The 26,461-nt window shown below is 46.9% G+C and carries 15 protein-coding genes and 2 pseudogenes; 10 read left to right on the forward strand and 7 right to left on the reverse strand.

Features of this window, described 5'->3' with window-relative positions; genetic code table 11:
• The 3 genes and pseudogenes from ABUA47_RS11855 to ABUA47_RS11865 form a co-directional block, all read left to right on the forward strand.
• A pseudogene (locus ABUA47_RS11855) lies at positions 1-152 on the forward strand (ABC transporter permease); the annotation flags it as partial.
• A gap of 112 nt (positions 153-264) precedes the next feature.
• Positions 265-1,380: an ABC transporter permease gene (locus ABUA47_RS11860; protein WP_117703283.1), complete on the forward strand. Its 1,116-nt coding sequence runs from the start codon at positions 265-267 to the stop codon at positions 1,378-1,380.
• Between the two features lie 313 nt (positions 1,381-1,693).
• A complete protein-coding gene (locus ABUA47_RS11865; protein WP_117703284.1) occupies positions 1,694-2,830 on the forward strand; it encodes an acyltransferase family protein in 1,137 nt (378 codons plus the stop codon).
• Positions 2,831-2,910: 80 nt separating this feature from the next.
• Here the strand turns inward: ABUA47_RS11865 and ABUA47_RS11870 are convergent, their stop codons facing one another.
• The 3 genes from ABUA47_RS11870 to ABUA47_RS11880 form a co-directional block, all read right to left on the reverse strand.
• Entirely contained in the window at positions 2,911-3,354 is a 444-nt protein-coding gene (locus ABUA47_RS11870) for an Hsp20/alpha crystallin family protein (RefSeq protein ID WP_005827646.1), read from the reverse strand.
• Between the two features lie 246 nt (positions 3,355-3,600).
• Positions 3,601-4,068, reverse strand: a complete 468-nt coding sequence (locus ABUA47_RS11875; RefSeq protein WP_349831618.1) for a hypothetical protein — start codon at positions 4,066-4,068, stop codon at positions 3,601-3,603.
• Positions 4,069-4,103: 35 nt separating this feature from the next.
• The gene (locus ABUA47_RS11880; protein ID WP_120151677.1) at positions 4,104-5,405 is read right to left on the reverse strand and encodes a GNAT family N-acetyltransferase; all 1,302 of its coding nucleotides are present in this window, start codon (positions 5,403-5,405) and stop codon (positions 4,104-4,106) included.
• A 206-nt stretch (positions 5,406-5,611) separates the two neighbouring features.
• Here ABUA47_RS11880 and ABUA47_RS11885 point away from each other — a divergent pair, with 206 nt between their 5' ends.
• The 7 genes and pseudogenes from ABUA47_RS11885 (at position 5,612) to ABUA47_RS11915 (ending at position 20,070) form a co-directional block, all read left to right on the forward strand.
• Positions 5,612-7,270: a DUF6377 domain-containing protein gene (locus tag ABUA47_RS11885; RefSeq protein ID WP_120151678.1), complete on the forward strand. Its 1,659-nt coding sequence runs from the start codon at positions 5,612-5,614 to the stop codon at positions 7,268-7,270.
• A gap of 249 nt (positions 7,271-7,519) precedes the next feature.
• Entirely contained in the window at positions 7,520-10,522 is a 3,003-nt protein-coding gene (locus ABUA47_RS11890; protein WP_005827660.1) for a SusC/RagA family TonB-linked outer membrane protein, read from the forward strand.
• 14 nt (positions 10,523-10,536) lie between these two features.
• Complete coding sequence (locus tag ABUA47_RS11895) at positions 10,537-12,027, forward strand: RagB/SusD family nutrient uptake outer membrane protein (protein WP_158589290.1); 1,491 nt, start codon at positions 10,537-10,539, stop codon at positions 12,025-12,027.
• A gap of 19 nt (positions 12,028-12,046) precedes the next feature.
• Positions 12,047-13,543, forward strand: a complete 1,497-nt coding sequence (locus ABUA47_RS11900; RefSeq protein WP_005827666.1) for a SusF/SusE family outer membrane protein — start codon at positions 12,047-12,049, stop codon at positions 13,541-13,543.
• 13 nt (positions 13,544-13,556) lie between these two features.
• On the forward strand, positions 13,557-15,362 hold the full coding sequence (locus tag ABUA47_RS11905; RefSeq protein ID WP_120151680.1) for a glycoside hydrolase family 66 protein: 1,806 nt from the start codon (positions 13,557-13,559) through the stop codon (positions 15,360-15,362).
• Positions 15,363-15,396: 34 nt separating this feature from the next.
• Complete coding sequence (locus ABUA47_RS11910) at positions 15,397-17,895, forward strand: glycoside hydrolase family 31 protein (RefSeq protein WP_349824422.1); 2,499 nt, start codon at positions 15,397-15,399, stop codon at positions 17,893-17,895.
• A gap of 21 nt (positions 17,896-17,916) precedes the next feature.
• Positions 17,917-20,070: pseudogene (locus ABUA47_RS11915) on the forward strand (glycoside hydrolase family 97 protein).
• Positions 20,071-20,413: 343 nt separating this feature from the next.
• Here ABUA47_RS11915 and ABUA47_RS11920 read toward each other — a convergent pair.
• From ABUA47_RS11920 to ABUA47_RS11935, 4 genes are all read right to left on the reverse strand, one after another.
• Entirely contained in the window at positions 20,414-22,081 is a 1,668-nt protein-coding gene (locus tag ABUA47_RS11920) for a long-chain fatty acid--CoA ligase (protein WP_057256487.1), read from the reverse strand.
• Positions 22,082-22,196: 115 nt separating this feature from the next.
• Entirely contained in the window at positions 22,197-23,648 is a 1,452-nt protein-coding gene (locus ABUA47_RS11925) for a potassium/proton antiporter (RefSeq protein WP_035448593.1), read from the reverse strand.
• A gap of 94 nt (positions 23,649-23,742) precedes the next feature.
• The gene (locus tag ABUA47_RS11930) at positions 23,743-25,050 is read right to left on the reverse strand and encodes a sensor histidine kinase (RefSeq protein ID WP_057256488.1); all 1,308 of its coding nucleotides are present in this window, start codon (positions 25,048-25,050) and stop codon (positions 23,743-23,745) included.
• A complete protein-coding gene (locus ABUA47_RS11935; RefSeq protein ID WP_347774446.1) occupies positions 25,040-26,410 on the reverse strand; it encodes a sigma-54 dependent transcriptional regulator in 1,371 nt (456 codons plus the stop codon). Before ABUA47_RS11935 ends, ABUA47_RS11930 begins: the two co-directional genes overlap by 11 nt.
• Positions 26,411-26,461 lie beyond the last annotated feature (51 nt).

Below are 26,461 nucleotides of genomic sequence, written 5' to 3' on the forward strand. Positions count from 1 at the left end.
TTCCTGCACGCTGGTATATCCAGGCGGTGCGTAAGCTGATGATTGAGGGAGTGGATGTTTCGCTTGTGCTGATGGAGGTCGGCATACTTGCCACGATGGCGGTATTGCTGATAACGGTGAGTTTCAAGAAATTCAAGCATCGGCTTGAGTAAAGAGCGGATATGAATTTTGTATTAATTATTCAGGCAGAAGAACATAAGGACAAAAGGATACGGGAAATCTGTTCTTTTGTTCTTGTGTCTAAAATCTTTAAAATATCGTCTTATGATAAAGTTTCTCATTGAAAAGGAATTCAAGCAGTTGTTCCGCAACTCCTTCCTGCCCAAGCTGATTTTCATTTTCCCGTGCATGATTATGATACTGATGCCCTGGGCCGCCAATCTGGAGATAAAGAACATCAATCTGAATATAGTGGACAATGACCACAGCGTCTTGTCTCGCCGTCTGGTAGATAAAATCGGTGCATCCACTTATTTCTGCCTGACAGCGCTTCCCGATACATACGATGAGGCTTTGCTGGCCATTGAAGCAGGTTCGGCAGATGTCGTGCTGGAGATTCCCCGTGATTTCGAAAAGGATTGGGTGAAGGGAGAGGCGCCTCGTCTGCTGGTGGCGGCCAATGCCGTGAACGGCACGAAGGGCAGTCTGGGAGGATCCTACTTGTCTTCCATCATCAGTGACTATACCCGTGAACTGGGTTCGGAGTCGTCTTCGCAAGGGCTTGCCGGGAAGCCGCTTCCCCGGGTGGACATCACTACGCAGAATCTTTACAACCCCACGCTGAACTACAAGCTTTTCATGATTCCTGCCCTCATGGTAATGCTGCTGACGCTGATTTGCGGTTTTCTCCCTGCCCTCAATGTGGTGGGCGAGAAGGAGGCGGGCACCATCGAGCAGATAAATGTCACCCCCGTCGGCAAGTTCACTTTCATTGCCGCCAAGCTGATACCTTACTGGCTGATAGGTTTTGTGGTGCTGACCATCTGTTTCGTTCTGGCATGGGTACTTTACGGCATTCTGCCGGCGGGACATTTCCTCACTATCTACGGCATGGCGCTGTTTTTTCTACCGGTGGTGTCGGGGTTCGGGCTGGTCATATCCAATCATTCGACCACGTTGCAGCAGGCCATGTTTGTCATGTGGTTCTTCATGCTTATCCTTATTCTGATGAGTGGTCTTTTCACCCCTATCCACAGTATGCCTGAGTGGGCGCAATGGATTACGTGCATCAATCCGCTACGCTATTTTGTGGAGGTGATGCGTACCATCTATCTCCGTGGTGGCGGATTTGCCGAACTGCTTCCGCAACTGGGAGCCGTGTTGGTCTTTGCATTGGTCTTCAATCTGTGGGCGGTAAAAAGTTATAAGAAAAGTAGTTAACTGATTTTTCTTTATTATTATCCTATTTGGCTCTCTTTTTTGAAGAAGGGCTACACCATTTGCCTTGGATAGCTACACCCTTTTGTGTTTAAGGCTACACCATGAGGAGGAAAAGGTGTAGCCCTTTTATTATGGATAATAAAAGCTGTTTTTTGTGCGGAAAAAAGGGTGCAAATAGTGATATGTATCTAATGATGAAAAATATCTGTTTTGCTTAGTAATTGATTGATAGAGTTTATATGATATTTATCAGTTCCCTTATTGGAAAAAACTCTTATCTTTGCACGCGAATAAATAAATATCTTATACCAAAATGAATACACAGACTACTTATCTTGCCTCGAAACCGCATTATGAGATTCTTGACGGACTTCGTGGCGTGGCGGCTGTCATGGTTATTATCTTCCATCTTTTTGAAGCACATGCAGGTGGCAGCCATCTTACTCAAATTATCAATCATGGTTATCTGGCAGTGGATTTCTTCTTCATGCTTTCCGGTTTTGTTATCGGCTATGCTTATGATGACCGTTGGAACCGGATGACCGTGGGCACTTTCTTCAAACGCCGTATCATCCGCCTGCATCCTATGGTGATTATGGGAAGCATTGTGGGCGCTGCCTTTTTCTATTTTCAGGAGTCGCCTTGTTTTCCACCTATCGAGAATACGTCCATCGGAACAATGCTGCTGGTGATGTTGCTGGGCTGTACCTTGCTTCCTCTTCCGCTGAAGTTCGACATTCGCGGCTGGACGGAAATGCATCCGTTGAATGGCCCGGCATGGTCGCTCTATTATGAATATATCGGTAATATTCTGTATGCGTTGTTTGTACGCAAGTTCAATAAGGTGGCCCTGTCGGTGCTGGTATTTGTGGCAGGGTGTTTTACGGTATACCGTTGTCTGACTGCTCCTGCCGGCGATATTGTGGGTGGTTGGGCCTTGAACTGGGAACAGCAGTATGTGGGTATGGTCCGGCTGATGTATCCGTTCTTCGGCGGATTGCTTCTGTCACGCCTCGGCTGGCTGATACGGCTTGAAAAGCGTGCTTTCTGGTGGTGCAGCCTGCTGATTGTGGTGGTTCTTTCCATTCCCCGTATCGGAGGTGAGGATGGTTACTGGATGAACGGGCTTTACGAGGCTTTCTGTATTATCTGCATCTTCCCGGTCATTGTTTCAATGGGAGCGGGCGGCAAGGTGACCGGTAAGCGCTCTACTGCCGTATGCAAGTTCCTGGGAGATATTTCCTATCCGATTTATATTACCCATTATCCGTTGGTATATACTTATACGGCTTGGGTATGCAACAATAACGCTACAATGGTGGAAGGTATCCCTTATATGATACTTACTTTCGTTGGAGCCTTTGTTCTTGCTTATGCTTGTTTGAAACTGTACGACGAACCGGTGCGCAAGTGGCTGACAGACCGTTTTCTGAAAGGGAAAAAGAAATAGTTCCGCATAGCTATGGATATAAAAAATCTCCCGTTGCATTATCTTGTGCAGCGGGAGATTTTCTTTTTAATGGTCGGGCGTTATTTTACGTCGATGAATTTCTTGGCCTTTTCTTTTTCTGCTTCTGTAAACTTAGGCAATGTAATGTTCAACACGCCGTTTTCTACATGGGCACCAATCTTTTCCTTATCGACATCGTCCGGAAGAATCATGGTTTGCTGGAACTTGGTGTATGAGAATTCGCGGCGTAAGTAGCGGCCTTCCTTCTTTTCGTCCTTGTTGTTCTCTTCCTTGCTTTCTGTTTTCTTTTCCATGCTGATGACCAGGTTGTTTTCTTCGTCGATGTGAACGTTGAAGTCTTCTTTTGTCATACCGGGAGCAGCCAATTCAACTTTGTACTCTTTTGCTGTTTCGAATACGTTGATGGCAGGGGCGGTGGCATTTGCTTTTACCATCCAATCATTGTCAAAGAAATCATTAAAAATACTCGGTAACCAATTTTGGTTTCTTCTTACAGGCATCATAGTTATAGTCTCCTATTGTTTAAGTTAAACATGCTATTTAGTTTTGAACTCCGGTTCTTTGTCTTCGGGTGTCTGCCTTTTGTTTTTTTCACCGTCCGTTTCTTGAACCGTCGTTCGCTAACTATATTGCAAACCTTATGCCAACCGGTCTTTGCTGACTCTATTGACTATTTGTCATTGAAGAACTGACTTATTTGCTTGTTTAATGCCATTTTGCTATCTTATTTATTTAAAATTGATAGATTTTCAGACTAATTTAAAACGCATTCTCCAACGCTTGGCTTCTTCGTTCCAATCGTGACTGATGATTTTGAAGGTTCCGATTTCTGATGTATTCTCCACATGTACTCCGATGCAGAGGCATTCGTCGTAATCGCCTACTTTCACGACACGTACCGTTTCCGAAGCACCATCGGGCAGGCGTTCCAAGTCGAAACGTCCTTGCGCTTCCTCTTGCGTAATGAAGTCTGTTGTGACGGGCAGCTGTCGGGCGATTACCTCGTTTACGGCCTCTTCCAGCTTCTTTATTTCTTCTTCCGTGGGGCAGGCGGCAAGACGATAGTCCAGCTTGCTCTTCTTTCGTTCTATGTGTGCTGATATGGAGCGGCCGCAACCGAATAACCTTATCATGGTTTGGTTGATGATGTGCTCCGTTGTATGCATAGGAGGGTACTCCTGCTTGTTGTGGTCATTGAGATGAGGTTGTTGTTCCATGTATAATTTCAATAGTTGATATATAATTTGATATTTTATCGTTTGAGGTTGGCCAGCACTTCTTCTTTCAAGATGCTGTATATATGTATGTCTGTATATTCTCCAGAAGCCAGCAGTTCTCCGCAACGTTCTGTTCCCTCATGGATGAAACCGAGGCGAACCGGTACTGCGTTGCTGGCTGCATTGCCCACGGCACAGCGAATTTGTATCCGCTTTATCTCTTTTTCTTGTACGGCCCACAGACACAGCTTGCGGACACTTTCAGTAATGATGCCCCGGTGCTGGTATTCCGGCAGTAGCCAATAGCCGAGTTCTGTACGGTGGTTGTCGAAATCGGAGAAATGGAAACCTATCAGTCCGCAGATTTCATGCTGCTGGTTCCAAATACCGAATATAGGTTCATTTCGTTCGGCAGGAGCAGATAGTACCTGACGTAAAAAAGCTTCTTCATCAGCTGTTGTGCGCATATTATCCACAAATGGCAGCCATGTTCTTAAGTAATCCCGGTGTGTGTCGATGGCATGGTAGATGGCTGCGGCCTCTTCCATTCTGATTTCCTGCAGATAAATGTCCGGAAGGATGGGGAAGGAAATGGGAGAGGGGAGGATATGTACGTCTCTTGATTGGGAAAGCTGTATCCTTTCCTTGATTTTTCCCCAGGCATGTGTATCGAACAGACAGCTTTCGCGCATGGTGTGATACATTTCCTTGAATCGGGACATGGGGATAGTGAAGCTCAATAAGTCCGCTTCGAAGTATGGGCGGACGGAGGGGTCGAAGAATCCCAGGAAAGTACGTTTCCCTTGTTTCCGGTTTTCAATGATGGTTTGGGTAATGACGGAACAGCAGCCGGAGCCGAATGGGGCTGCTACGGCATCCGATGCATTGTTGTCGAAGAAGGTCCATGTCGCCAGTCCGGATAGAATGTCGGGAGTTGGCAGGAACAGCAGTCCTTCCACTTCATCAAAGGAAGGTATCTTGTCTATGCGGGCAAAATGCAGATAGGCTTTGTCAGTTCTGGAAATCTGTAGCTCATTGACAAAATCTACCACCATTTCGGGAGTCTTCTTGTATTTCTCTTTCAAAGAGACAAACCCCGGGACGCGCTCGGGCATTTCTGTAAATCCGGTATAGAACTTGCCTCCTCCGCAGGTAATTGTTTTGTTGCTGAGACTGACGATTTTGCCGTCTCTGACTTGTTTCATGCATTTGAAGAGACAACCGGTTACTTTCTCTGTAGATGCCCCCATTCGGTCTGAATACCAAAAGGCGATGGGGAGTTCGGCGTGTTGGCCGAAAGCTTCCTGATAATTGGCAATAAATGTGTGTATATCCATGATGCTCGGATGATATTTATGATATGGTCTTTCTTTGGATTTTCCGTAAAGGTAATTCAATATTTTGATTCTTTTGCTTGCAGTATGCCTTTTTATCACTCTGCTTTCGAGCTTTTAATGATAGTAGAATAGGTTTTTATGGTATTTTAATTACTTTTGCATGAGGATTCTCAAAAAGTATTGCCTTTAACTAATCGGAAAGCCGGATGAAAAATATAATCATATTCTTGTGTCTTTGTACCATCTGTATGTGCCGCCTTCATGCTGCAGACAGCAGCCGGGCGGATTCTTTGCTGCTGAAACTGGACCAGGCGATAAAGGAGCGTCCCATATACATGGAGCAGAAAGAGCTGAAACTGGTGGAACTGAAAAGACAGTTGCATCGGCAGATACCGGATGAAGAACGTTTTGTCATTCTTGGCACATTGCTGGATGAGTACCGTTCGTTCAATACGGATTCTGCATTGCACATGGCCGAGGAAAGGGAACAGATAGCCATACGTCTTGGAAACCGGGAATACATAGACAATGCCCGCATGAATAAAGCAGATGTTTTGGGAATGACCGGTATGTATAAGGAAGTTATGGATTTGATGCGGAATATCCATATAGACCGGTTACCGGTGGATATCCATCCATATTATTACCATATCTACCGTACGGTCTATGGCCTTATGGCCGATTATGCCGTGACGGCATATGAAAAGAAGCTTTATACGGAGCTTACGGACAAATATCGTGATTCGTTGCTGTTGGTCAATAAAGATAATCTTCTGATACATACCTTGATTCAGTCCGACCAGTATAATGTACGCAATGAATATGACAAGGCCATCCGTTTGCTGACGGATTATCTGGCGCTGCAGAAGGACTATGAACACGACGTTGCGATTTGTGCCTATACTTTATCAGAGTCTTACCGGCTGAAAGGGGACAAAGAGAAGGAAAAGGAATACCTGATTGTTTCTGCTATGGCGGATATGAAAACCGCTGTCCGTGAATATATCTCTTTACGCAAGCTCGCCGTACTGCTTTACCAGGAAGGAGACATCGAGCGTGCCTATTCTTATGTAAAGATATGTATGGAAGATGCAGCCGCCTGCAATGCCCGGTTGCGCAAGCTGGAGATTCTGGAAATCTTTCCTATCATTAATGATGCTTACCAGCAAAAGACGGAGAAGCAGCAGGAGCAGATGAAATGGGCACTGGTATCTATCAGCCTACTTTCACTTTTTCTGTTGCTTGCCATATTTTATGTATACAAGCAGATGAAGAAAGTGGCTGCCGCCCGCAGGGAAGTGATTGACGCCAACAAACGGTTGAAGGAGCTGAATGATGAGCTTCACCTTTCCAATGCACAACTCAAGGAGGCCAACCACAGCATTGCCGAAAACTCCTATCTGAAGGAGGAGTATATCGGCCGTTATATGGACCAGTGCTCGGTCTATTTGGAAAAGATGGACAATTACCGCCGGTCGCTGGGAAAGATTGCCGCTACCGGAAATGTGGAGGAACTCTACAAGAACATCAAGTCTTCTAAATTCATAGAGGGGGAATTAAAGGAATTCTATACCAACTTTGATAATACCTTCCTGCAGCTGTTTCCTACTTTTGTAGAAGACTTCAATGCCCTGCTTGCCGATGATGAGCAAATATCCTTGAAAGCCGGCGAACGGATGAATACAGAGTTGCGCATCTTTGCATTGATACGTTTGGGTATTACTGACAGCGTGAAGATAGCCCAGTTCCTTCGATATTCTGTTACCACCATTTATAACTATCGTACGAAGGTTCGCAACAAGGCTGCCGGTGACCGCGACTTGTTGGAACAGGAAGTGATGACAATTGGCAAGTCGAAGAACTGAGAATAGGGGTTTTGAAGCTTGGAAGTGTCTCTTTTACGCTTATATTTTCACTACTTTTTTAGTTGGGTAATAATTTTATATATTATTGGTATATAGTGGTTTAAGCCTTTTTGAATGATGTAAACCACTACTTTTTTACTCTTTCCTCCACTATTGGCTTCTCTTATCTGATACATTTGCATTGTTCCTCTTCGGAAAGAGTGACACATGTGATTTATGTTTTTATTATTAACTTTAAATTCTTATATTATGCAAAAGTACAAAATGCCAATCAGCAGGCTACGGATGATGGTTTGTCTGATAGGAATGTTACTTCCGATGTGCATGTTCGCACAGCAAATTACAGTACAAGGTGTAGTGAAAGACCAGACCGGTGAAACGGTTATTGGCGCCAGTGTAATGGAAAAAGGAACCACAAATGGGACAATAACCGGTATTGACGGTGATTTCTCTTTGAACATGTCTCCGAACGGTACTCTTGTCGTTTCATTTGTAGGCTATAAGACTCAAGAGGTGCAGGTGAAGGGACAGAAACAGCTTCAGGTAGTTTTGTCTGAGGATGCCGAAATGCTGGATGAAGTGGTGGTGATAGGGTATGGCACCATGAAGAAAAGCGACCTTACAGGAGCAGTGTCCTCCATCGGTAACAAGGATATCAAGGATTCCCCCGTATCCAATTTGGGACAAGCCATCCAGGGAAAAATCTCAGGTGTGCAGATTGTAGATGCCGGTAAACCGGGAGACAATGTATCCATCAAGATTCGTGGTTTGGGTTCTATCAACAACTGCGACCCGCTGGTCGTGATTGACGGAGTGCCTACCGACTTGGGCTTGTCTTCCTTAAATATGGCCGATGTGGAACGTTTGGATGTATTGAAGGATGCTTCGGCCACAGCCATCTACGGTTCCCGGGGAGCTAATGGAGTTGTGATGATTACCACCAAACGCGGTACGGAAGGAAAAGGAAAACTTGCTGTATCTGCCAATTACTCTTTCCAGAATGCTACGAACGTACCTTCTTTATTGAACGCGGCGCAGTATGCCGAGTTGAGTAATGACATGATGGTGAACAGTGGACGCAATCCTAATCCGGAATGGGCCAATCCTTCTGAATTGGGTGCAGGTACCGACTGGATGGATGAATTGCTCCGTACAGGTGTGATGCAGAACTATACGGTAAGTTATTCCGGCGGTAACGAGAAATCCCATTATTATGTGTCCGGTGGTTTTCTGGATCAGTCCGGTATCGTGAAGAGTGTGAATTACCGTCGCTTCACATTCCAGTCCAACAGTGATGCGCAAGTCTTGAAATGGTTGAAGTTCTCCAATAACATTACGTTCAGTGCCGATACGAAGAAGTCGGGCAGCTATAATATAGGTGATGCGCTGAAAGCGCTCCCCATTTATCCGGTGAAGAATGAAGATGGCAGTTGGAGTGGCCCTGATGGTAACTCGGAATGGTATGGCAGCACGCGCAACCCCATTGGACCGACGGAACTGAACAAGAGTCAGACTGATGGATATAACTTCCTGGCCAACCTGACGGCAGAACTTACTTTTACCAAATGGCTTAAGTTTAAAAGTACTTTCGGCTATGATGCCAAATTCTGGTTCATAGACAACTTTACCCCCAAGTATAACTGGAAACCCACTCCCACAGAGGAGACTTCACGTTATAAGAGCGATAACAAGTCGTTCACTTATTTGTGGGACAACTATTTCCTATTCGACCATACTTTTGCAGAAAAACATCGTGTGGGATTGATGGCCGGTATGTCTGCCCAATGGAACACCAACGACTACCTGAATGCGCAGAAGAATGTGTTTATGTTCGACAATGTGCACGAAATGGATAATGGCGAGGAAATGTATGCCATCGGTGGAAACGAGACAGAGTGGGCATTGCTCTCTTACATGGCACGTGTCAACTACTCTTACGAAGACCGCTATTTGCTGACTGCAACCATTCGTCGTGACGGTTCCAGCCGTTTCGGTAAGAAACATCGCTGGGGTACTTTCCCTTCCGTATCTGTGGCATGGCGTGCCTCTCAGGAAAAGTGGTTTCCAAAAAACGACTATATCAATGACCTGAAAGTGCGTGCGGGATACGGTGTGACCGGTAGCCAGGCAAGTGTTGGAAACTACAGCTATCTGGCATCCTACAATACCAGTGTATATCCTTTCGGCATTTCGAGCGGCAATCAGACAGCGCTGGTTTCTTCTACTCTCGCCAACCCGTATATCCATTGGGAAGAGGTGGCACAAACCAACATCGGTTTTGATGCCTCACTGTTCAATTCACGCGTTATGTTCTCGTTCGATGCTTATCTGAAGGAGACGAGAGACATGCTGGTAAAGGCGTCTATCCCCATCACATCGGGATTTGAAGATACTACAACCACGTATACCAATGCCGGAAAAGTACGTAATCAAGGTATTGAAATGAGTCTGCATACCATCAATCTTACCGGTGAACTGGGATGGGAAACGAACCTGACCGCCACTTACAACAAGAATAAAATTAAGGATTTGAACAGCGACGTTCCTTATTACATTAACCAAATCAATAACTCCTATGTAACGATGCTGGCAAAGGACTATCCCATTAATGTCTTCTACGGCTATGTTACGGACGGAATCTTCCAGAACCAGTCTGAAGTGAATACACATGCCGTGCAGCCGGGAGCTGAGCCGGGTGATATCCGTTTCAGGGATTTGAACAACGATGGTGTCATCAATGATAGTGACCGTACCGTCATCGGTAACCCGAACCCAAGTTGGCTGTTCTCCATGAACAATAGCCTTTCCTATAAGGGTTTCGAACTTTCTGTTTTCTTACAAGGTATAGCCGGAAATAAGATATACAATGCCAACAATATCGACAATACCGGTATGGCAGCTGCCTATAACCAGACTACCGACGTACTGAAGCGTTGGCAAGGAGAGGGGACCAGCAATTCGATGCCGCGTGCCGTGTTCGGCGACCCCAATCAGAATACACGCGTGTCAGACCGCTTTGTGGAGAATGGTTCTTATCTGCGTTTGAAGAATATCACACTCTCATACACTTTCCCGAAGCAGTGGTTACAGAAAGCCCAGATTGAAAATGCACGCCTTTCCCTATCTTGTGAGAATGTGGCTACCATCACCGGATATTCCGGTTTCGACCCTGAAGTGGGTATTAACGGAATAGACCAGAACCGTTACCCCATTTCCCGTACGTTCAGCTTAGGATTAAACTTTAACTTTTAATGATTGACTCGGATATGAAAAAGATAACAAATTTACTATATATGCTGGCAGTATTGCTGCTGGCTTCCTGCAGCGACTTTCTGGACAAGTCTCCTAAAAATACGGTTGACCCGGAAACGACGGTGACCGATGATGTGGCCATTGCTCTGACCAATGCCTGCTATCGCACCCTTCAGTCTTCCAATATGTACAACCAGCGTATCTGGACACTGGATATTGTGGCGGGTAACAGTTTGGTGGGTGCCGGTGGCGGTACCGACGGCCTTGAAACGATACAAGCTTCTAACTTCATAACGCAGAGCGACAATGGCATGGCATTGTACATGTGGCGTTCTCCCTGGGTGGGGATAGGACAATGCAACATTGTGTTGAATAGTCTTCTGGAGGCTGAAGCTGTGTCAGAGAGAATCAAGAACCGCTGTCTGGGAGAGGCTTATTTTCTCCGTGCACATTATTACTATGTATTGGTACGTCTGTACGGTGGTGTTCCACTGCGTTTGGCTCCTTATAATCCGGGAGAACCGACAGACATTGCACGCGCTACAGTCGAAGAGACTTATGCCCAGATAATTTCCGATTGTAAGAATGCGGTTGACCTGCTTCCTGCCAAGTCTTCTTACGACGACGAGAACGTGGGACGTGCCTGCAAAGATGCAGCTTTGGCCATGTTGGCAGATATTTATCTGACGCTGGCTCCTAATCATACGGAATATTATCAGGAGGTGTCTGATTTGTGTGATGAGATAACAAATTTGGGGTATGACCTTTCTTCCTGCAAGTATGAGGATAATTTCGATGCATTGGTCAATAACGGGCCGGAATCTTTGTTCGAGGTCCAGTATTCGGGCAATACGGAATATGATTTTTGGGGAAACAATCCGCAGTCTTCCTGGCTTTCTACTTTCATGGGTCCCCGTAATTCGGACTTTGTTGCCGGCAGTTATGGCTGGAACCAGCCTACAAAAGAATTTGTGGGTCAATATGAGAGCGGTGACAAACGTAAGGATTTGACCGTGCTTTATGCCGGATGTCCGGATTTTGACGGTAAGGCTTACAAAAGCTCTTATTCCAATACGGGATACAATGTACGCAAGTTTCTGGTGTCGAAAACGGTTTCTCCGGAATACAATACCAATCCTGCCAACTTCGTGATTTATCGTTATGCGGACGTCCTGCTGAAGAAGGCCGAAGCTTTGAATGAAATGGGACGCCCTGACCAGGCTGCCGTGCCTTTGAATATTGTACGTAAGCGTGCCGGACTGCCGGAGGTTTCGGGCTTGTCACAGGAAACCATGCGTGAAAAGATTATCCATGAGCGCCGCATGGAACTAGCTTTCGAAGGGCATCGCTGGTTCGACATGATTCGTGTCAACAATGGAGAGTATGCCATTAAATTCCTGCATTCCATTGGAAAGAGCAACGTGAACAAGAACCGCTTGCTGTTCCCTATTCCGCAGACGGAGATGGATGCTAATACCTTAATGGTGCAGAACCCGGGTTATTAATTAATTTAATCAGAAGAATATGAAGAAATATATTTCACACCTTGTATTTGCCTTACTGGGCTGTGCAGCCTTATCTGCTTGTGTAGATGATGATTACATGGAATTGGATAAAGGACAGAATGAACTTGTACTGACGGCCAGCAAGACGGAAGTTGTTTTGAATGAGCAGGCACATGCCGATGATGCCCTGGAGCTTTCCTGGACTACGGGAACCAATTATGGGACGGGTAATAAAATTTCCTATACGCTGGAATTGACCAAGACCGGCAGTGATTTTGCAGATTCTTATGTAGCTGTGGAGAATGCCGTACAAGAATACTCATGGAAAAAGAGCGTGGAGGAATTGAATGACATCCTGCGCAACCATTTTGGGGCAACTGCCGGGGAGAACATTTCGTTGGAAGCGCGCTTGACAGCTACTGTAACAGAACGGGACGAAAAACAGGTGTCTACCACTGCTTTCAGTGTTACAGCCTATAAACCGCTCACATCCACCCTTTATCTGATAGGTAGTGCCACTCCGGGCGGCTGGAGTGCCGATGATGCGACAGAGATGACCCGCAAGGACAATGGTATCTTTACATGGACGGGCCGGCTTGTGGCCGGTGAGTTTAAGTTCATCACGACCTTAGGCTCATTCCTGCCCTCTTACAACAAAGGAACAGATGGATTGCTGGTTCTTCGTAGCAGTGATGACCAGCCGGATGAACCTTTTGTTGTCGAAGAAGACCATAATTACATCGTCGAAGCCAATCTGTTTACCGGTGTTCTTACATTGACCCAGACAGAGACGTTGGCACCTGCCTACGACCAGCTTTATTTTGTGGGTAACGCTACGGATTGGGGATTCGTGAAGATGAAACAAGATGTGCTCGATCCATACTTGTTCCGCTTCGGCAAGTTCTTTGAAGTGGGCAAAGGAGGGGAATTCAAGTTCGGAACCTCCGATGGAAGTTGGGAGAACATGTATAAGGCCAAGAATGCCGATGCTGCTTATACCGATACAGAAGTGGTGTTTGTGAAAGGGTTCGACCCGGACAATAAATGGGTGCTGAAAGACGGGGAATGCGGCAAGGCCTACAAGATTTGCATGGATATCCGTAGTGGTAAGGAACGCATGATGATGAGCGAATTTACTCCGTATGAGATGATTTATATGGTAGGTGATGCTACGCCGGCCGGTTGGACGATTGGTGATGCTACGCCGATGCAGACAACGGATAATCCGTATGTGTTTACTTGGAAAGGTACGCTGAATGCCGGTGAGTTGAAATTTACTTGTGATAAGCAGGAAGATTGGAATGGAGCCTGGTTCATGCCGGCTGTAGCAGACAAACAGCCTGCAGGAGAAACAGAACCGATGCTTTTCCTTGATAAATCAGACGAAGCGTTCAAAGCGCAATATCTGGACGTGATGGTAGGCGGCATCGACCAGAAGTGGAAGATTACGACAGCAGGTTCCTATCTGATTACTTTGAATCAGCTGGAAGAGACAATTTCAATCGTGAAACAATAGGTATCTACAATAGATGAAGAAGATAGTTTATACAACAATGGTAGCCTTGCTGCTGGTTGCATGCAGCAAGGAGAGTGATGATACCGGTAGCGGTACCGGTGGAGGCGGAGAGAGTGGAGGGGTTACGGAAGTAACCCCAGTCACCTCGGACTTGACGGTCAATCTCACTACCGACAAGGCATGTTACCGGCCGGGCGAGAGTGTTTCTTTTACAGCTGACGCCCTTCCTGCCGGAGCTAAAATCCGCTACCGGACAATGGACAAGGTTGTATCGGAGCAGGCTGCTGTCGGTACTACTTGGACTTGGACTGCTCCGGCAACCGATTATACCGGTTATCTGGTGGATGTATACCGTACAAAAGAGAATGGAACAGAGGTTATTCTTGGTACTATTGCCGTAGATGTATCCAGTGACTGGACACGTTTTCCACGTTATGGTTTCGTTGCCACTTTTGATGCTTCGAAAAAGGTGGATGGAGTGATAGAGAAGGAGATGGCTTTCCTGAACCGTTGCCACATTAACGGGGTACAGTTTCAGGATTGGCACAACAAGCATCATTGGCCGTTGGGCGGTACGCGTGAGCATCTGGACGAGGTCTATAAGGACATTGCCAACCGGGAGGTCTATACCGAGGTAGTGAAGAAGTATATCTCTACACAACACAGCCTGGGCATGAAGTCCATGTTCTACAATCTATGTTTCGGAGCTTTGGACGATGCCGTTTCCGACGGGGTAAAGGAAGAATGGTACATATTCAAGAACACGGGACGCATGGATAAGGATTCGCATGACTTGCCCTCCAGTTGGAAAAGTAATATCTTCCTGCTCAATCCCGCCAATACGGAATGGCAGGCATATATTGCCCAGAGAAACGATGATGTTTATGCCAATCTGGACTTTGACGGTTATCAGATAGACCAACTGGGAAACCGGGGTGACCGCTATGACTATGATGGCAATAAGGTAAATCTGCCTAAGGGATATGCCTCGTTCATCGAAGCCATGAAACAGAAGCATCCGGACAAGCGTTTGGTGATGAATGCCGTCTCCAGCTATGGAGCTTCCCAGATAGCTGGTACGGGTAAAGTGGATTTCCTTTATAATGAAGTATGGGGCGATGAGGCAGGCTTCAAGGATCTGCACACCATTATCAAAGCGAACGACCAGTATGGCAACCATGCCTTGAAAACGGTGTTTGCCGCATATATGAACTATGACAAGGCAGGTAGCAGTACCGGTGAGTTCAATACACCGGGTGTGCTGCTGACGGATGCTGTGATATTTGCTTTGGGAGGCTCTCATTTGGAATTGGGTGACCACATGCTATGCCGCGAGTACTTTCCAAGCACGGCTTTGCAGATGAACGATGTACTGAAAACAGCCATGATTCGTTATTATGACTTTATGACGGCTTATCAGAACCTGCTTCGTGATAAAGATACGGAGGCGGAGATTTCCGTTTCTCTGAACTGTACGGATGCTGCGCGGAATCTTTCTCTGAATGCATGGCCGCCGCAGAAGTCTGCCATCACTGTATATGCCAAGAATGTAAATGGCAGGCAAGTCATTCATCTGCTCAACTTCCTCAATGCGGATAACTTAAGCTGGAGGGATTTGAACGGAACAATGCCCGAACCGCGTCTGGTGTCCGACGTGCCGTTGAAGATGAATGTTTCCGGTAAAGTGAACAAGATATGGGTTGCATCGCCCGATTTCCATGCCGGTGCTTCGCAGGAACTGTCATTCGAACAGAAGGACGGCACGGTTACCTTTACCTTGCCCTTGCTGAAGTACTGGAGCATGCTTGTGATGGAATAAGAATATCCAATAAAGGAACAAACAGATTATAGTAATGAAGAAATATATATTTTTATTTTTTGCCGTCTGTGCATTTTCAGTATATGCGAATGCACAGAACCGCACCGGAGACTGCACTTCCTATACCAGTGACGACCGCAGTGTGACCTTCTATTTAAATGACAGTTCTGCCATACAATTACGTCTGTGTAGTCAGTCTACGGTACGTATATGGTTTTCTCCCGACGGTAGTTTCCAGCGGAATAATCCTTCCTTTGCCGTCGTCAATGAGGACCTGGAGGATGTCGGTACCGTCCATGTGGACGAACAGAATGCCTGCTACGAGATTTTTACCCCTAAACTCCGTATCCGGGTAAACAAGTCTCCGTTTAACTTACAGATATTCGACAAGTATCAGAAACTGCTGTTCAGTGATTATGCCGATAAGGGGCATATCAGTAACGGGCAGCGCAAATTGGAATACAAGACCCTCCGTCGTGACGAACACTTCTTCGGCTTGGGAGAAAAGACCGGCAAGCTGGACCGTCGCGGCGAAGCCTACAAGATGTGGAACAGTGACAAGCCTTGTTATAGTGCCGTTGAGGACCCGCTCTACAAGAGTATTCCGTTCTTTATGAGCAGTTATCGTTATGGTATTTTCCTGGACAATACGTATAAAACCGAATTTAAGTTTGGTACGGAAAGCCGCGATTACTACAGTTTCGAGGCTCCTGGGGGAGAGATGATTTATTATTTCATCTTCGGGAAGGATTATAAGGAAATCATGAAACAATATGTCGACCTAACGGGAAAACCCATAATGCCTCCTAAATGGGCATTGGGCTTTGCACAATGCCGGGGACTGCTGACGAGCGAGAAATTGTCTTATGAAATAGCTGAAGGCTATCGTAAGCGTGGAATTCCTTGTGATGTTATTTACCAGGACATAGGCTGGACACAGTATTTGCAGGATTTTGAGTGGCGGAAAGGGAACTACGAGAATCCGAAAAAGATGCTTGCAGACCTCAAGGATATGGGCTTCAAGGTGGTGGTTTCGCAAGATCCGGTCATTTCACAAGCCAATAAGCGGCAATGGGAGGAAGCCGATAGGTTAGGGTATCTGGTAAAGGACTCCACCAACGGCAGGAGTTATGACATGCCCTGGCCCTGGGGTGGTAATTGTGGAGTAGTGGACTTCACCCTTCCTGCTGTGGCAGACTGGTGGGGAGCTTATCAGCAGAAGCCCATTGATGATGGCATTGCCGGTTTCTGGACTGATATGGGTGAACCTGCCTGGAGCAATGAGGAGCAGACGGAACGCCTGGTGATGAAACACCATTTGGGCATGCATGATGAGATTCACAATGTTTATGGTCTTACGTGGGATAAGGTGGTGAAGGAGCAGTTTGAAAAACGGAATCCTAACCGTCGCGTATTTCAGATGACACGTGCCGCTTTTGCGGGCTTGCAACGCTATACTTTCGGCTGGACCGGTGACTGTGGAAACGGTGATGACGTGACGCAGGGCTGGGGACAGATGGCCAATCAGATTCCGATACTGTTGTCTGCCGGTTTGGGAATTATTCCTTTTACTACTTGTGACATTACCGGTTATTGCGGAGATATAGAGAATTATCCTGCGATGGCTGAACTTTATACGCGGTGGATACAGATGGGCGCTTTCAATCCCCTGAGCCGCATTCATCATGAGGGCAACGTGGCTGTGGAGCCGTGGCTGTTCGGCGAAGAGGCCGAGAAGAATGCCAAGGCAGCCATCGAATTGAAGTATCGTCTTTTGCCTTATATCTATACGTATGCCCGCGAAGCACACGAAACGGGGTTGCCTCTCATGCGACCGATGTTTCTGGAATATCCGGCAGATATGGAAACGTTCTCTACGGATGCCCAGTTCATGTTTGGCAGCGAACTGCTGGTTGCTCCGGTGGTAAAGAAAGGAGCGCGAAACAAGAATGTGTATCTTCCTGAAGGAACTTGGATTGACTACAACAACAAACACACAGCATATAGCGGTGAGCAATGGATGACGGTGGATGCTCCCCTCAATACTATTCCTATGTTTGTAAAGCAGGGAAGTATCATACCTCAAATGCCGGTCATGAACTATACGGATGAGAAACCGGTCTATCCGGTTACGTTTGAGATATTTCCTGCTGCAGCGGGCAGTGAAACTACCTTCTCGCTTTATGAAGATGCAGGAACTGATTTAGGATATTTGCGTGGAGAGTTCATGCGCACTCCTATTACTTGCCAGACTACCGACAAAGGCTATACGCTGAAAGTAGGTACACGGACTGGTGAGAAATATAGCTTACCCGGCCAACGAAACCTGATGTTCTGCATCTATACGGAACAGATGCCGAAAACAGCTTTGCTGGACGGTCAGAAAATCAAGAAAACGAATGTCGGAAAGCTGGAAGAAAATCGGGAGACAGAGTTTACGATAACTGCCTGGTGTCCTGACAAGAAGCTGGGGACCTGCCTGCTGAGGTTGCCGGATGATGGAAAGGAACATATCATTGAGTTTATCTATTAACACAAAAAACATATCAGTATTATGAAGAAATTTGTACTTAGCGCGGCTTTGTTTTTTTCTTCCCTGGCGGGGAAAGCTGAAGGCATTTAATCCCCGTCGGGCATGGGGAAGCTGGATTTTTAACTGACAAAAGACGGGAGACCACCCTATCAGGTGGATTATAAAGGGGCTCCTGTCATCAATCCCAGTACGTTGGGATTGGAACTGAAAGGAGCTACCAGCCTGATGGATGGTTTCAAAGTAGTAAGGACTTCTACTTCCACTTTCGATGAAACCTGGCAACCGGTGTGGGGGGAGACAAAAGATATCCGCAACCACTACAACGAATTGCTGGTAGAACTTGAACAACCGTCTACCACTCGTTTTATGAATATCCGTTTTCGGGTATATGATGACGGCGTGGGATTCCGTTATGAGTTTCCGCAACAGAAGAATCTGGTTTATTTTGTGATAAAGGAAGAGCATTCCCGATTTGCCATGACCGGCGACCATACTGCCTGGTGGATTCCGGGAGATTATGATACCCAGGAATATGATTATACGGAGTCCAAACTCTCTGAAATCCGTGGACTGCTGCAGGGAGCTGTGAGTGACAATGCGTCACAAACTGTCTTTTCGCCGACAGGTGTCCAGACTTCCATACAGCTTAAAACAGCTGATGGAGTGTACCTTAACCTGCACGAGGCAGCCTTGGTGGACTACTCTTGCATGCATCTCAACCTGGATGACAAGAACCTCGTTTTTGAATCCTGGCTGACTCCGGATGCTCAAGGAAATAAAGGGTATATGCAGTCTCCCTGCCATACTCCCTGGCGTACGGTCATAGTCAGTGATGATGCCCGCGAGATACTGGCCTCCAATTTGATTCTCAATCTGAATGAGCCTTGTAAGTATGATGATACCTCCTGGATTAAGCCGGTGAAATATGTCGGCGTATGGTGGGAAATGATTGCAGGGGGAAAGCCCTGGGCATATACTTTTGACCTCCCTTCTGTGAAACTGGATGATACGGACTATTCCAAGGTGAAACCGAACGGCATTCATCCGGCCAACACGGCTAATGTGAAGAAGTACATAGACTTTGCTGCCGAACACGGTTTTGACCAGGTATTGGTGGAGGGTTGGAATACGGGTTGGGAAGACTGGTTCGGTAATTCCAAGGATTATGTTTTCGATTTCGTGACTCCTTATCCCGATTTTGACATCAAGTATCTGAATGAATATGCTCATTCCAAGGGTGTCCGTCTGATGATGCACCATGAAACATCGGCTTCCGTCCGTAACTATGAGCGGCACATGGAAGCTGCCTACCGTCTGATGAATAAATATGGATATAATTCGGTAAAGAGTGGCTACGTAGGCAATATGATTCCCCGTGGCGAGCATCACTATGGACAATGGATGAACAACCATTACCTATACGCCGTGACCGAAGCTGCCAAACACAAGATAATGGTCAATGCCCATGAAGCGGTACGTCCGACTGGTTTATGCCGTACCTATCCCAATCTGATAGGCAATGAATCTGCCCGAGGCACGGAGTACGAGGCTTTTGCTGGTAACAAGCCCTTCCACACAACGGTACTTCCGTTTACCCGTTTGCAGGGTGGTCCGATGGACTATACGCCCGGTATCTTTGAAATGGACATCAATAAGTTGAATCCGAACAGCCATACGCATGCCAATACTACCTTGACGCGTCAGCTGGCACTTTATGTCACTATGTACAGCCCTCTACAAATGGCTGCCGACCTTCCTGAGAATTATGAGCGTTTCATGGATGCTTTCCAGTTCATCAAAGATGTGGCTGTGGATTGGGACGACAGCCGCTATCTGGAAGCTGAGCCGGGACGTTACATCACTGTTGCCCGTAAGGCAAAAGGTACGAATGACTGGTTTATCGGTTGTACCAGCAGTGAGCACGGACATGCTTCAACTCTGAAACTGGACTTCCTGGATGCAGACAAGCAGTATATTGCAACCGTCTATGCCGATGCAAAAGATGCCGATTATAAAACAAATCCGCAAGCTTATGTTATCCGTAAAGGTATCGTTTCTCCCAAAACGGTCTTGAAACTGAAAGCTGCTTCCGGTGGTGGCTATGCCATCAGCATCATGGAGGTGAAAGATAAATCTGTATTGAAGGGACTGAAGAGGCTTTCCGGGAATATCTGATTTACGGGCATAAAAAAAGGAGTACCGCTGTACTCCAACCTTTGTTAACCTTAAATCTAATACTATGAAAAACACATTGCAAAGATACGGACTTTTGATAAATCTGCAAATTATCCAACTAAAAAAGTATGTTTTATAACACTTATTAGCCGTTTATTCCTTTGCTTCTATTTTTGTTAACAAAAAGGATGCGAATGTGTCAAAAGCACATGAAGACTTTTATAATGTTATAATATTAGGCGCGGATTACGCGGAATAATGCGGATTCAATAAACTAAATCCGTGAAATCTGCGTCATCCGCGCCTAAAATAAAGCGTTAAAGAAGGTTTTGACACATTCCCCTTACCCTTTTACTTCCTGATACATAAATCTTTTAATGCTCTTCTTTGCCGTTTTCTCGAACTCCTCGAAGTGTATCTTGACTTTTGTTATCTGGCAGTAGGCCGGTAATTGCAGATTCAATTCATTCCGATTGTCCTCCATAACCTTTTCGATGTCCGATTGTTCCATACCATGGGCGAATGCATCGTCAAAATCCGGATAGATAAGAGCCACGAGCTTGTCTTTCTGCAATACGATCAGTGATTCGGACACATAGGGCATGTTGTTCAGTTTGCTTTCAATCTCCTCGGGGTAGATGTTCTGACCACTGGCTGTGAGCAACATGTTTTTGCTGCGTCCGCGGACAGTGACATATCCTTCGGTATCCATCGTTGCAAGGTCGCCGGTGTGCAGCCAGCCGTTTACATCGATGATTTGGGAAGTCGCTTCGGCATTTTTGTAATAGCCCAGCATCAGATTGGCACCTTTACAGATTATTTCTCCTGCCACGTTCTGAGGGTCGGGAGAGTCTATCTTTACTTCCATGCGGGTGGTTGCCTTGCCACAAGAGGCCAGTTTCAATGTTTCCCAGCGGCTGGAACAAATGATGGGGCCGCATTCCGTCATTCCGTATGCAATGGTATAGGGGAAGCCTATCTGCTTCAGGAAGCGTTCCACTTCGGCATTGAACGGTGCTCCTCCGATGATTATTTCATCGAAATTACTGCCGAATACTTCCATTGCCTTTTTGCGCATGTCAGCCTTGATTTTATCGTTGACAATGGGCATCCGCAATAGCAGCTTGCCTATTTTATTGTCTATCCGGGGCAGGATATCCTTCTTGATAATCTTTTCTACGATGAGCGGTACACACGAAATGACCCGTGGCCTGATTTCGGAGAATGACTGTGCAATAATCTTGGGAGACGGCATACGGGTAAGGAAATACAGATGGGCGCCTGCGGAAAAACCGTATAGAAAATCGTACACCATACCAAATACATGTCCCAGAGGCAGCATGGATACAATATGGTCGCCCGGACGTACGGGGAGCATCTCATGGCAATATGCAACATTGGACCAAAGGCTGCGATAGGGGAGCATGACCCCTTTGGAATATCCCGTGGTGCCCGAAGTATAGTTTATGACAGCCAGTTCTTCGGGTGATTCCTCCTTGCGGTAGCTGATATGCTCGGGGCGGAAATTCTTGGGGAAACGTGTGCCATAGAGGACGTTGCGATGCTCGAAAGCCTCCATCAGCTGCTCGTTGCGGCAAACTACCGGAGTGAAGTCCGTCAGCAGTACGATACCCATCAGCAGGGGCATTGCCTCTTCATTGAGGTTTTCCCATGCCCGGTCGCCGACAAACAGCAGCTTGGCTTCGGAATGATTGACGATGTTGTGGATATTGTCGGCCTTGAACTCATGCAGAATGGGAACAATGACAGCTCCATAGGTAACTGTAGCCAGAAAAGCGACTGCCCAATGTGCACTGTTACGTCCGCAAACGGCAATCTTGTCACCGGGCCTAATGCCGGCGCTTTCCAATACGATATGGAATTTGGCTATTTTCCGTGCTACATCTTTGTATTGCAGTGTAATTCCTTTGTAGTCTGTCAGGGCGTTGCGATCCCAGTTTTTAATAATGCTTTGTTCTATATAATCGATGAACCCTTGTTCTTGTTCCATTCAGCTGTTGCACACTTTAGTTAAAACTGCGCAAAGATAGGTCTTATAGTGATGCAAAGCAAATAGTTTCCACTTTTTTCTTGCCCTGAAACGGATAGAAACTTATCTGTAATTCTTATTCCTTGCTATTTTCCGAAATAAGAAGCAGCTTGTCACCGGCATGAAGTTTTAATGTTCCGTTCGGAATGAGGTACTCATCGCCACGTTTTACAATCATCACCAGTGTGCCTTTGGGCAGGTTCATGTCTTTCAGGGTGTCTGCCTGCTCCAGCATTTCTTGTGTAATGGTCATGTCGTGCAGGTTGGAGTCAATCTCTTCGGGCAGTTCAACTCCGAAATCATTTCCGGTCTTTTCCAGCGGGGTGGAGAGGCCAAGCAGCCGGGCTACCCAGGAGACTGTGGTACCCTGGATGACCAGTGAGACGATGGTTATGAAAAATACGATGTTGAAGATGACATGGGCACCGGGCACGTCAGCCACCACGGGATAGGTGGCAAAGATAATGGGTACTGCGCCACGTAATCCTACCCACGATACGAATAGCCGTGACTTGAGGGTGATTCTCTTGCCAAAAGGCAGCAGGCAAAGAAAAACGCTGAGAGGACGTCCCACGACAATCATGAATACGCCGATGAGCAATGCCACGACTGCAACTTCCAGCATCTCATGGGGGTTGACAAGCAGACCGAGGCAGAGGAACATGATGATTTGGAAAAGCCAGGTCAGTCCGTCCATAAAAGTATAAATCTCTTTCCGGTGCATGATTTTGTTATTGCCTACCATCATTCCGGCGATATACACGGCCAGGTAACCGTTGCCTTTCAGCAGGTCGGTGATGGAGAAGGTGAAGAATACAAAGGACAGCAACAGGATAGGATAGAGTGCCTGGTTGTCTATATTCAGCCGGTTCAGCATAAGGATGGCCAGCTTTCCGAGGAAATAACCGGTTGCGGCACCGACAATGAACTGTATGGCAAAAGAGCCCAATATCTGGGGAACTCCCATTCCGGAGGACTGGATGAATTGAATCAGCACGATTGTCAGCATATATGCCATCGGGTCGTTACTACCGCTTTCCAGTTCCAGCATGGGGCGCAGATTATGCTTCAGGTTCATTTTTTGTGAACGCAGAATGGCGAATACAGAGGCTGAGTCGGTAGATGACATGGTGGATGCAAGCAAAAGGGAGGTTATCAACGGCAGGTGGATGTTGGTCCAGCTCATGCCGGACAGCCACCAGATAAATAATCCGGTAAAGAGGGCCGTGAGCAGCACTCCTGCAGTTGACAAAACAATGCCGGGAGTCAATATGGGCTTTATCTCCGTAAACTTGGTGTCCATGCCACCGGAGAACAGAATGATGCTGAGTGCAACCATGCCGATGAACTGTGCTTCCTTGGCGTTGTGGAACTGCAATCCCAATCCGTCACTGCCGAACAGCATACCGACGACAAGGAAAAGCAATAACGCAGGTACTCCGAAACGGTAGCCGGTCTTGCCGACAATGATGCTGACGAAAAGTAATATGGAACCTATAAGTAGTATGTTTCCTGCTGTAAATATCATAAATTCTATGCTATATAGTTTGAAATGTGATGTTTCTTATGTCTAATAGTACAAAGATATGCAATGTGTTTAACAAATACAAATCTAAAATAGTTCAATTGAATTTTAAAATAAAGGTGGTTTCTTTACCAGGCAATAAGGATAAATTTCCGCCGGAAAGCCTCATTATTTGCCGGGAAATACTCAATCCAATACCGCTTCCGCCCTCTTTGGTCGTAAAGAAGGGGATAAATATGTGTTCGGCAATGTCATTGGGAATGGCAGGTCCGTTGTTGGAAATTTCTATCAGTATGGCTTCCGCTTCGTTGCAGTAGGCACGTATGTTGATATGTCCTTCTTTATCTGTATTTTTATCCGATTCGATGGCTTGTATGGCATTTTTCAGTAGGTTGATGACCACTTGTGATACCAGGTTTTCATCGGCATATAGAATAAGGTCGCTTGGCGCGATGTCCGTATGAAAGGTGACCCGGACATCGGGGTACTGGTGACGGGCGAGTTCGACCATCCGCTCGATAAAGCTTTTTACGTAGAACAAGGATGGTTCGGGGGTGGGAATACGGGTGAATTTCCGGTATGATTCCACAAAAGAGAGCAGGCCCTTGCCTGTACTGCTGATAGTCTGCAGGCCGTTTCTGATTTCTTCTTTGGAAACTTGCGCTTCGGTCAGTCCCAGCAGTGTATCGCTCAGGGAGGTTATGGGAGTGACGGCATTCATTATTTCGTGCGTCAGTACGCGGGTAAGCCTAATCCAGGAATCTATTTCCTTTTCATCCAGCTCGTTGTTGATGTCGTTCAGGGCGAGGATGCGCAGATGCTCTTTACGGACTGTGATGTCGCTGACGCGGACAGACATGTTTACAGTGCCTCGTTCGTTGTTGAAAGGCATTTGCAGTTTGTCTCCCGGGCGGCAATTGGCAAGAAGGGACGAAAGACGCGGGTCTACGCGGTTCAGCTGGCTGACGTGGGTAAAGACATTGAGGCCCAGCAAACGGAGGGCTTCGCTGTTTTTCTGATATACGGCACCATTGTCGTTCAGCACGAGGATGCCGGTATTCACGCAGTCCAGGATGAGTTCGTAGTACTTTTCTTGCTGGGCTGTTTCACTTTTCACATTATAAAGTATATGGGCAACCCGGTTCAATGCACGGTTCACGAGGCGTGCGTCGGCAGTGTTTTCCGTTTCGGAGAAGTGGATGGCATTGTCGTTGTTTTCGATGGCGTCGAGCATGAAAAGCACCTTTCGCACATGATGGCGGTATAGCTTCTGCTGCCAGTACAGGGCTATGGAAAGCAGCGCAGTGCAGAACACGCCCCAAAATACGTCCACAGTCCACATCACCCCTGCAAGGAGCGCTACTGCCAGACTGACGGCAACGCGGAATGAATAATTAAAGGCCATACTTCTTCATTTTGTTGTACAACGTCTGGCGGGTGATACCCAGCTGTGCGGCGACGGCAGAGAGATTTCCGCTGCATTTGTCGAGCGTCTTCCGTATCATCTGCATTTCCATTTCTTCGAGCGTGGATGCGGTTGCTTCGGGAGTGCCGGTTCGCCGTGCCAGCTGGAACAGTTCTGCAGGAAGGGTTTCGTTGTCACAGATGATAATGGCTTTTTCGATGGCATGTTCCAGTTCGCGGATATTGCCGTACCAGGGGTGGAGCGTAAGCTTCTCGCAGGCGCCGTCCGTCAGCTTGACGGGGGGCTTGTCATATTGCTTGCAGAAGCGGGCGATGAAAAGTTCTGCAAGGGGGATGATGTCTTCGGGCCGCTCGCGCAACGAGGGTATCTCGAGGTGTATCGTATTGATGCGGTACAGCAAGTCCTCGCGGAATTCGCCTTTTGCCACCATCTCGGGCAGATTGCGGTTTGTGGCGCAAATCAGCCGTATGTCTACGGGAATGGGAGTGTTGCTGCCTACACGGACAATGCTGCGGCGTTGGATGGCGGTCAGCAGTTTGGCTTGCAGGTGGTAGGGGAGATTGCCTATTTCATCGAGAAAGAGGGTGCTGCGGCTGGCTGCTTCGAACTTGCCGGCACGGTCGGCATGGGCATCGGTGAAAGAGCCTTTCACGTGGCCGAACAGTTCGCTTTCGAAAAGGCTTTCGGTGACTGCACCCATATCCACACTTACCATCTCCTGCCGGTTGCGCGGTGAAAGGGAGTGAATTTCGCGTGCCAGCATCTCTTTACCGGTACCGTTCTCGCCCGTAATAAGGATATTGGCATCGGTAGAGGCCACTTTTTCCACCAAGAGGCGAAGTTGCTGCATGGCGGGGCTGTTTCCCCAATACATGTTGCGGGTATCTGCAAACAGGTGGCTGCTTTCTGCCGTACGTCCGGCATTTGGGCCGTTGGCCGGAGATTTTGTTTCAGAAGCTGATACGGCATTCAGTAAGGTTTCCACCAGTTTCTGATTGTTCCAGGGTTTCACGACGAAGTCTGTGGCTCCTTCCTTGATTCCCCGTACGGCAAGGTCAATGTCGGCATAAGCGGTAAACAGCACTACGGGCAGGGTGGGACATAGCTTCTTTATTTCATGGAGCCAGTATAGTCCCTCGTTGCCGGTGTTGATGCCCGAGGTGAAGTTCATGTCAAGAAGAACCACTTGCCATGACCTTTCTCGCAATACGCTGGGCAGGGTTACGGGAGAGGGAAGTGTGATTATCCCTTCAAAATATGGCTTTAACAAAAGCTGCAAGGCGGTAAGTACGCCTCGGTTATCATCGACAATCAGGATGTTTCCATTTTTTTTTGCCATAAACTATTTCTGTTTTCTGCAGGCAAAGTTAATGATTTATCTGTATTATAT

The sequence above is a fragment of the Bacteroides sp. RTP31139st1_H2_RTP31139_211217 genome, from assembly GCF_040227615.1.
Classification (GTDB): domain Bacteria; phylum Bacteroidota; class Bacteroidia; order Bacteroidales; family Bacteroidaceae; genus Bacteroides; species Bacteroides uniformis.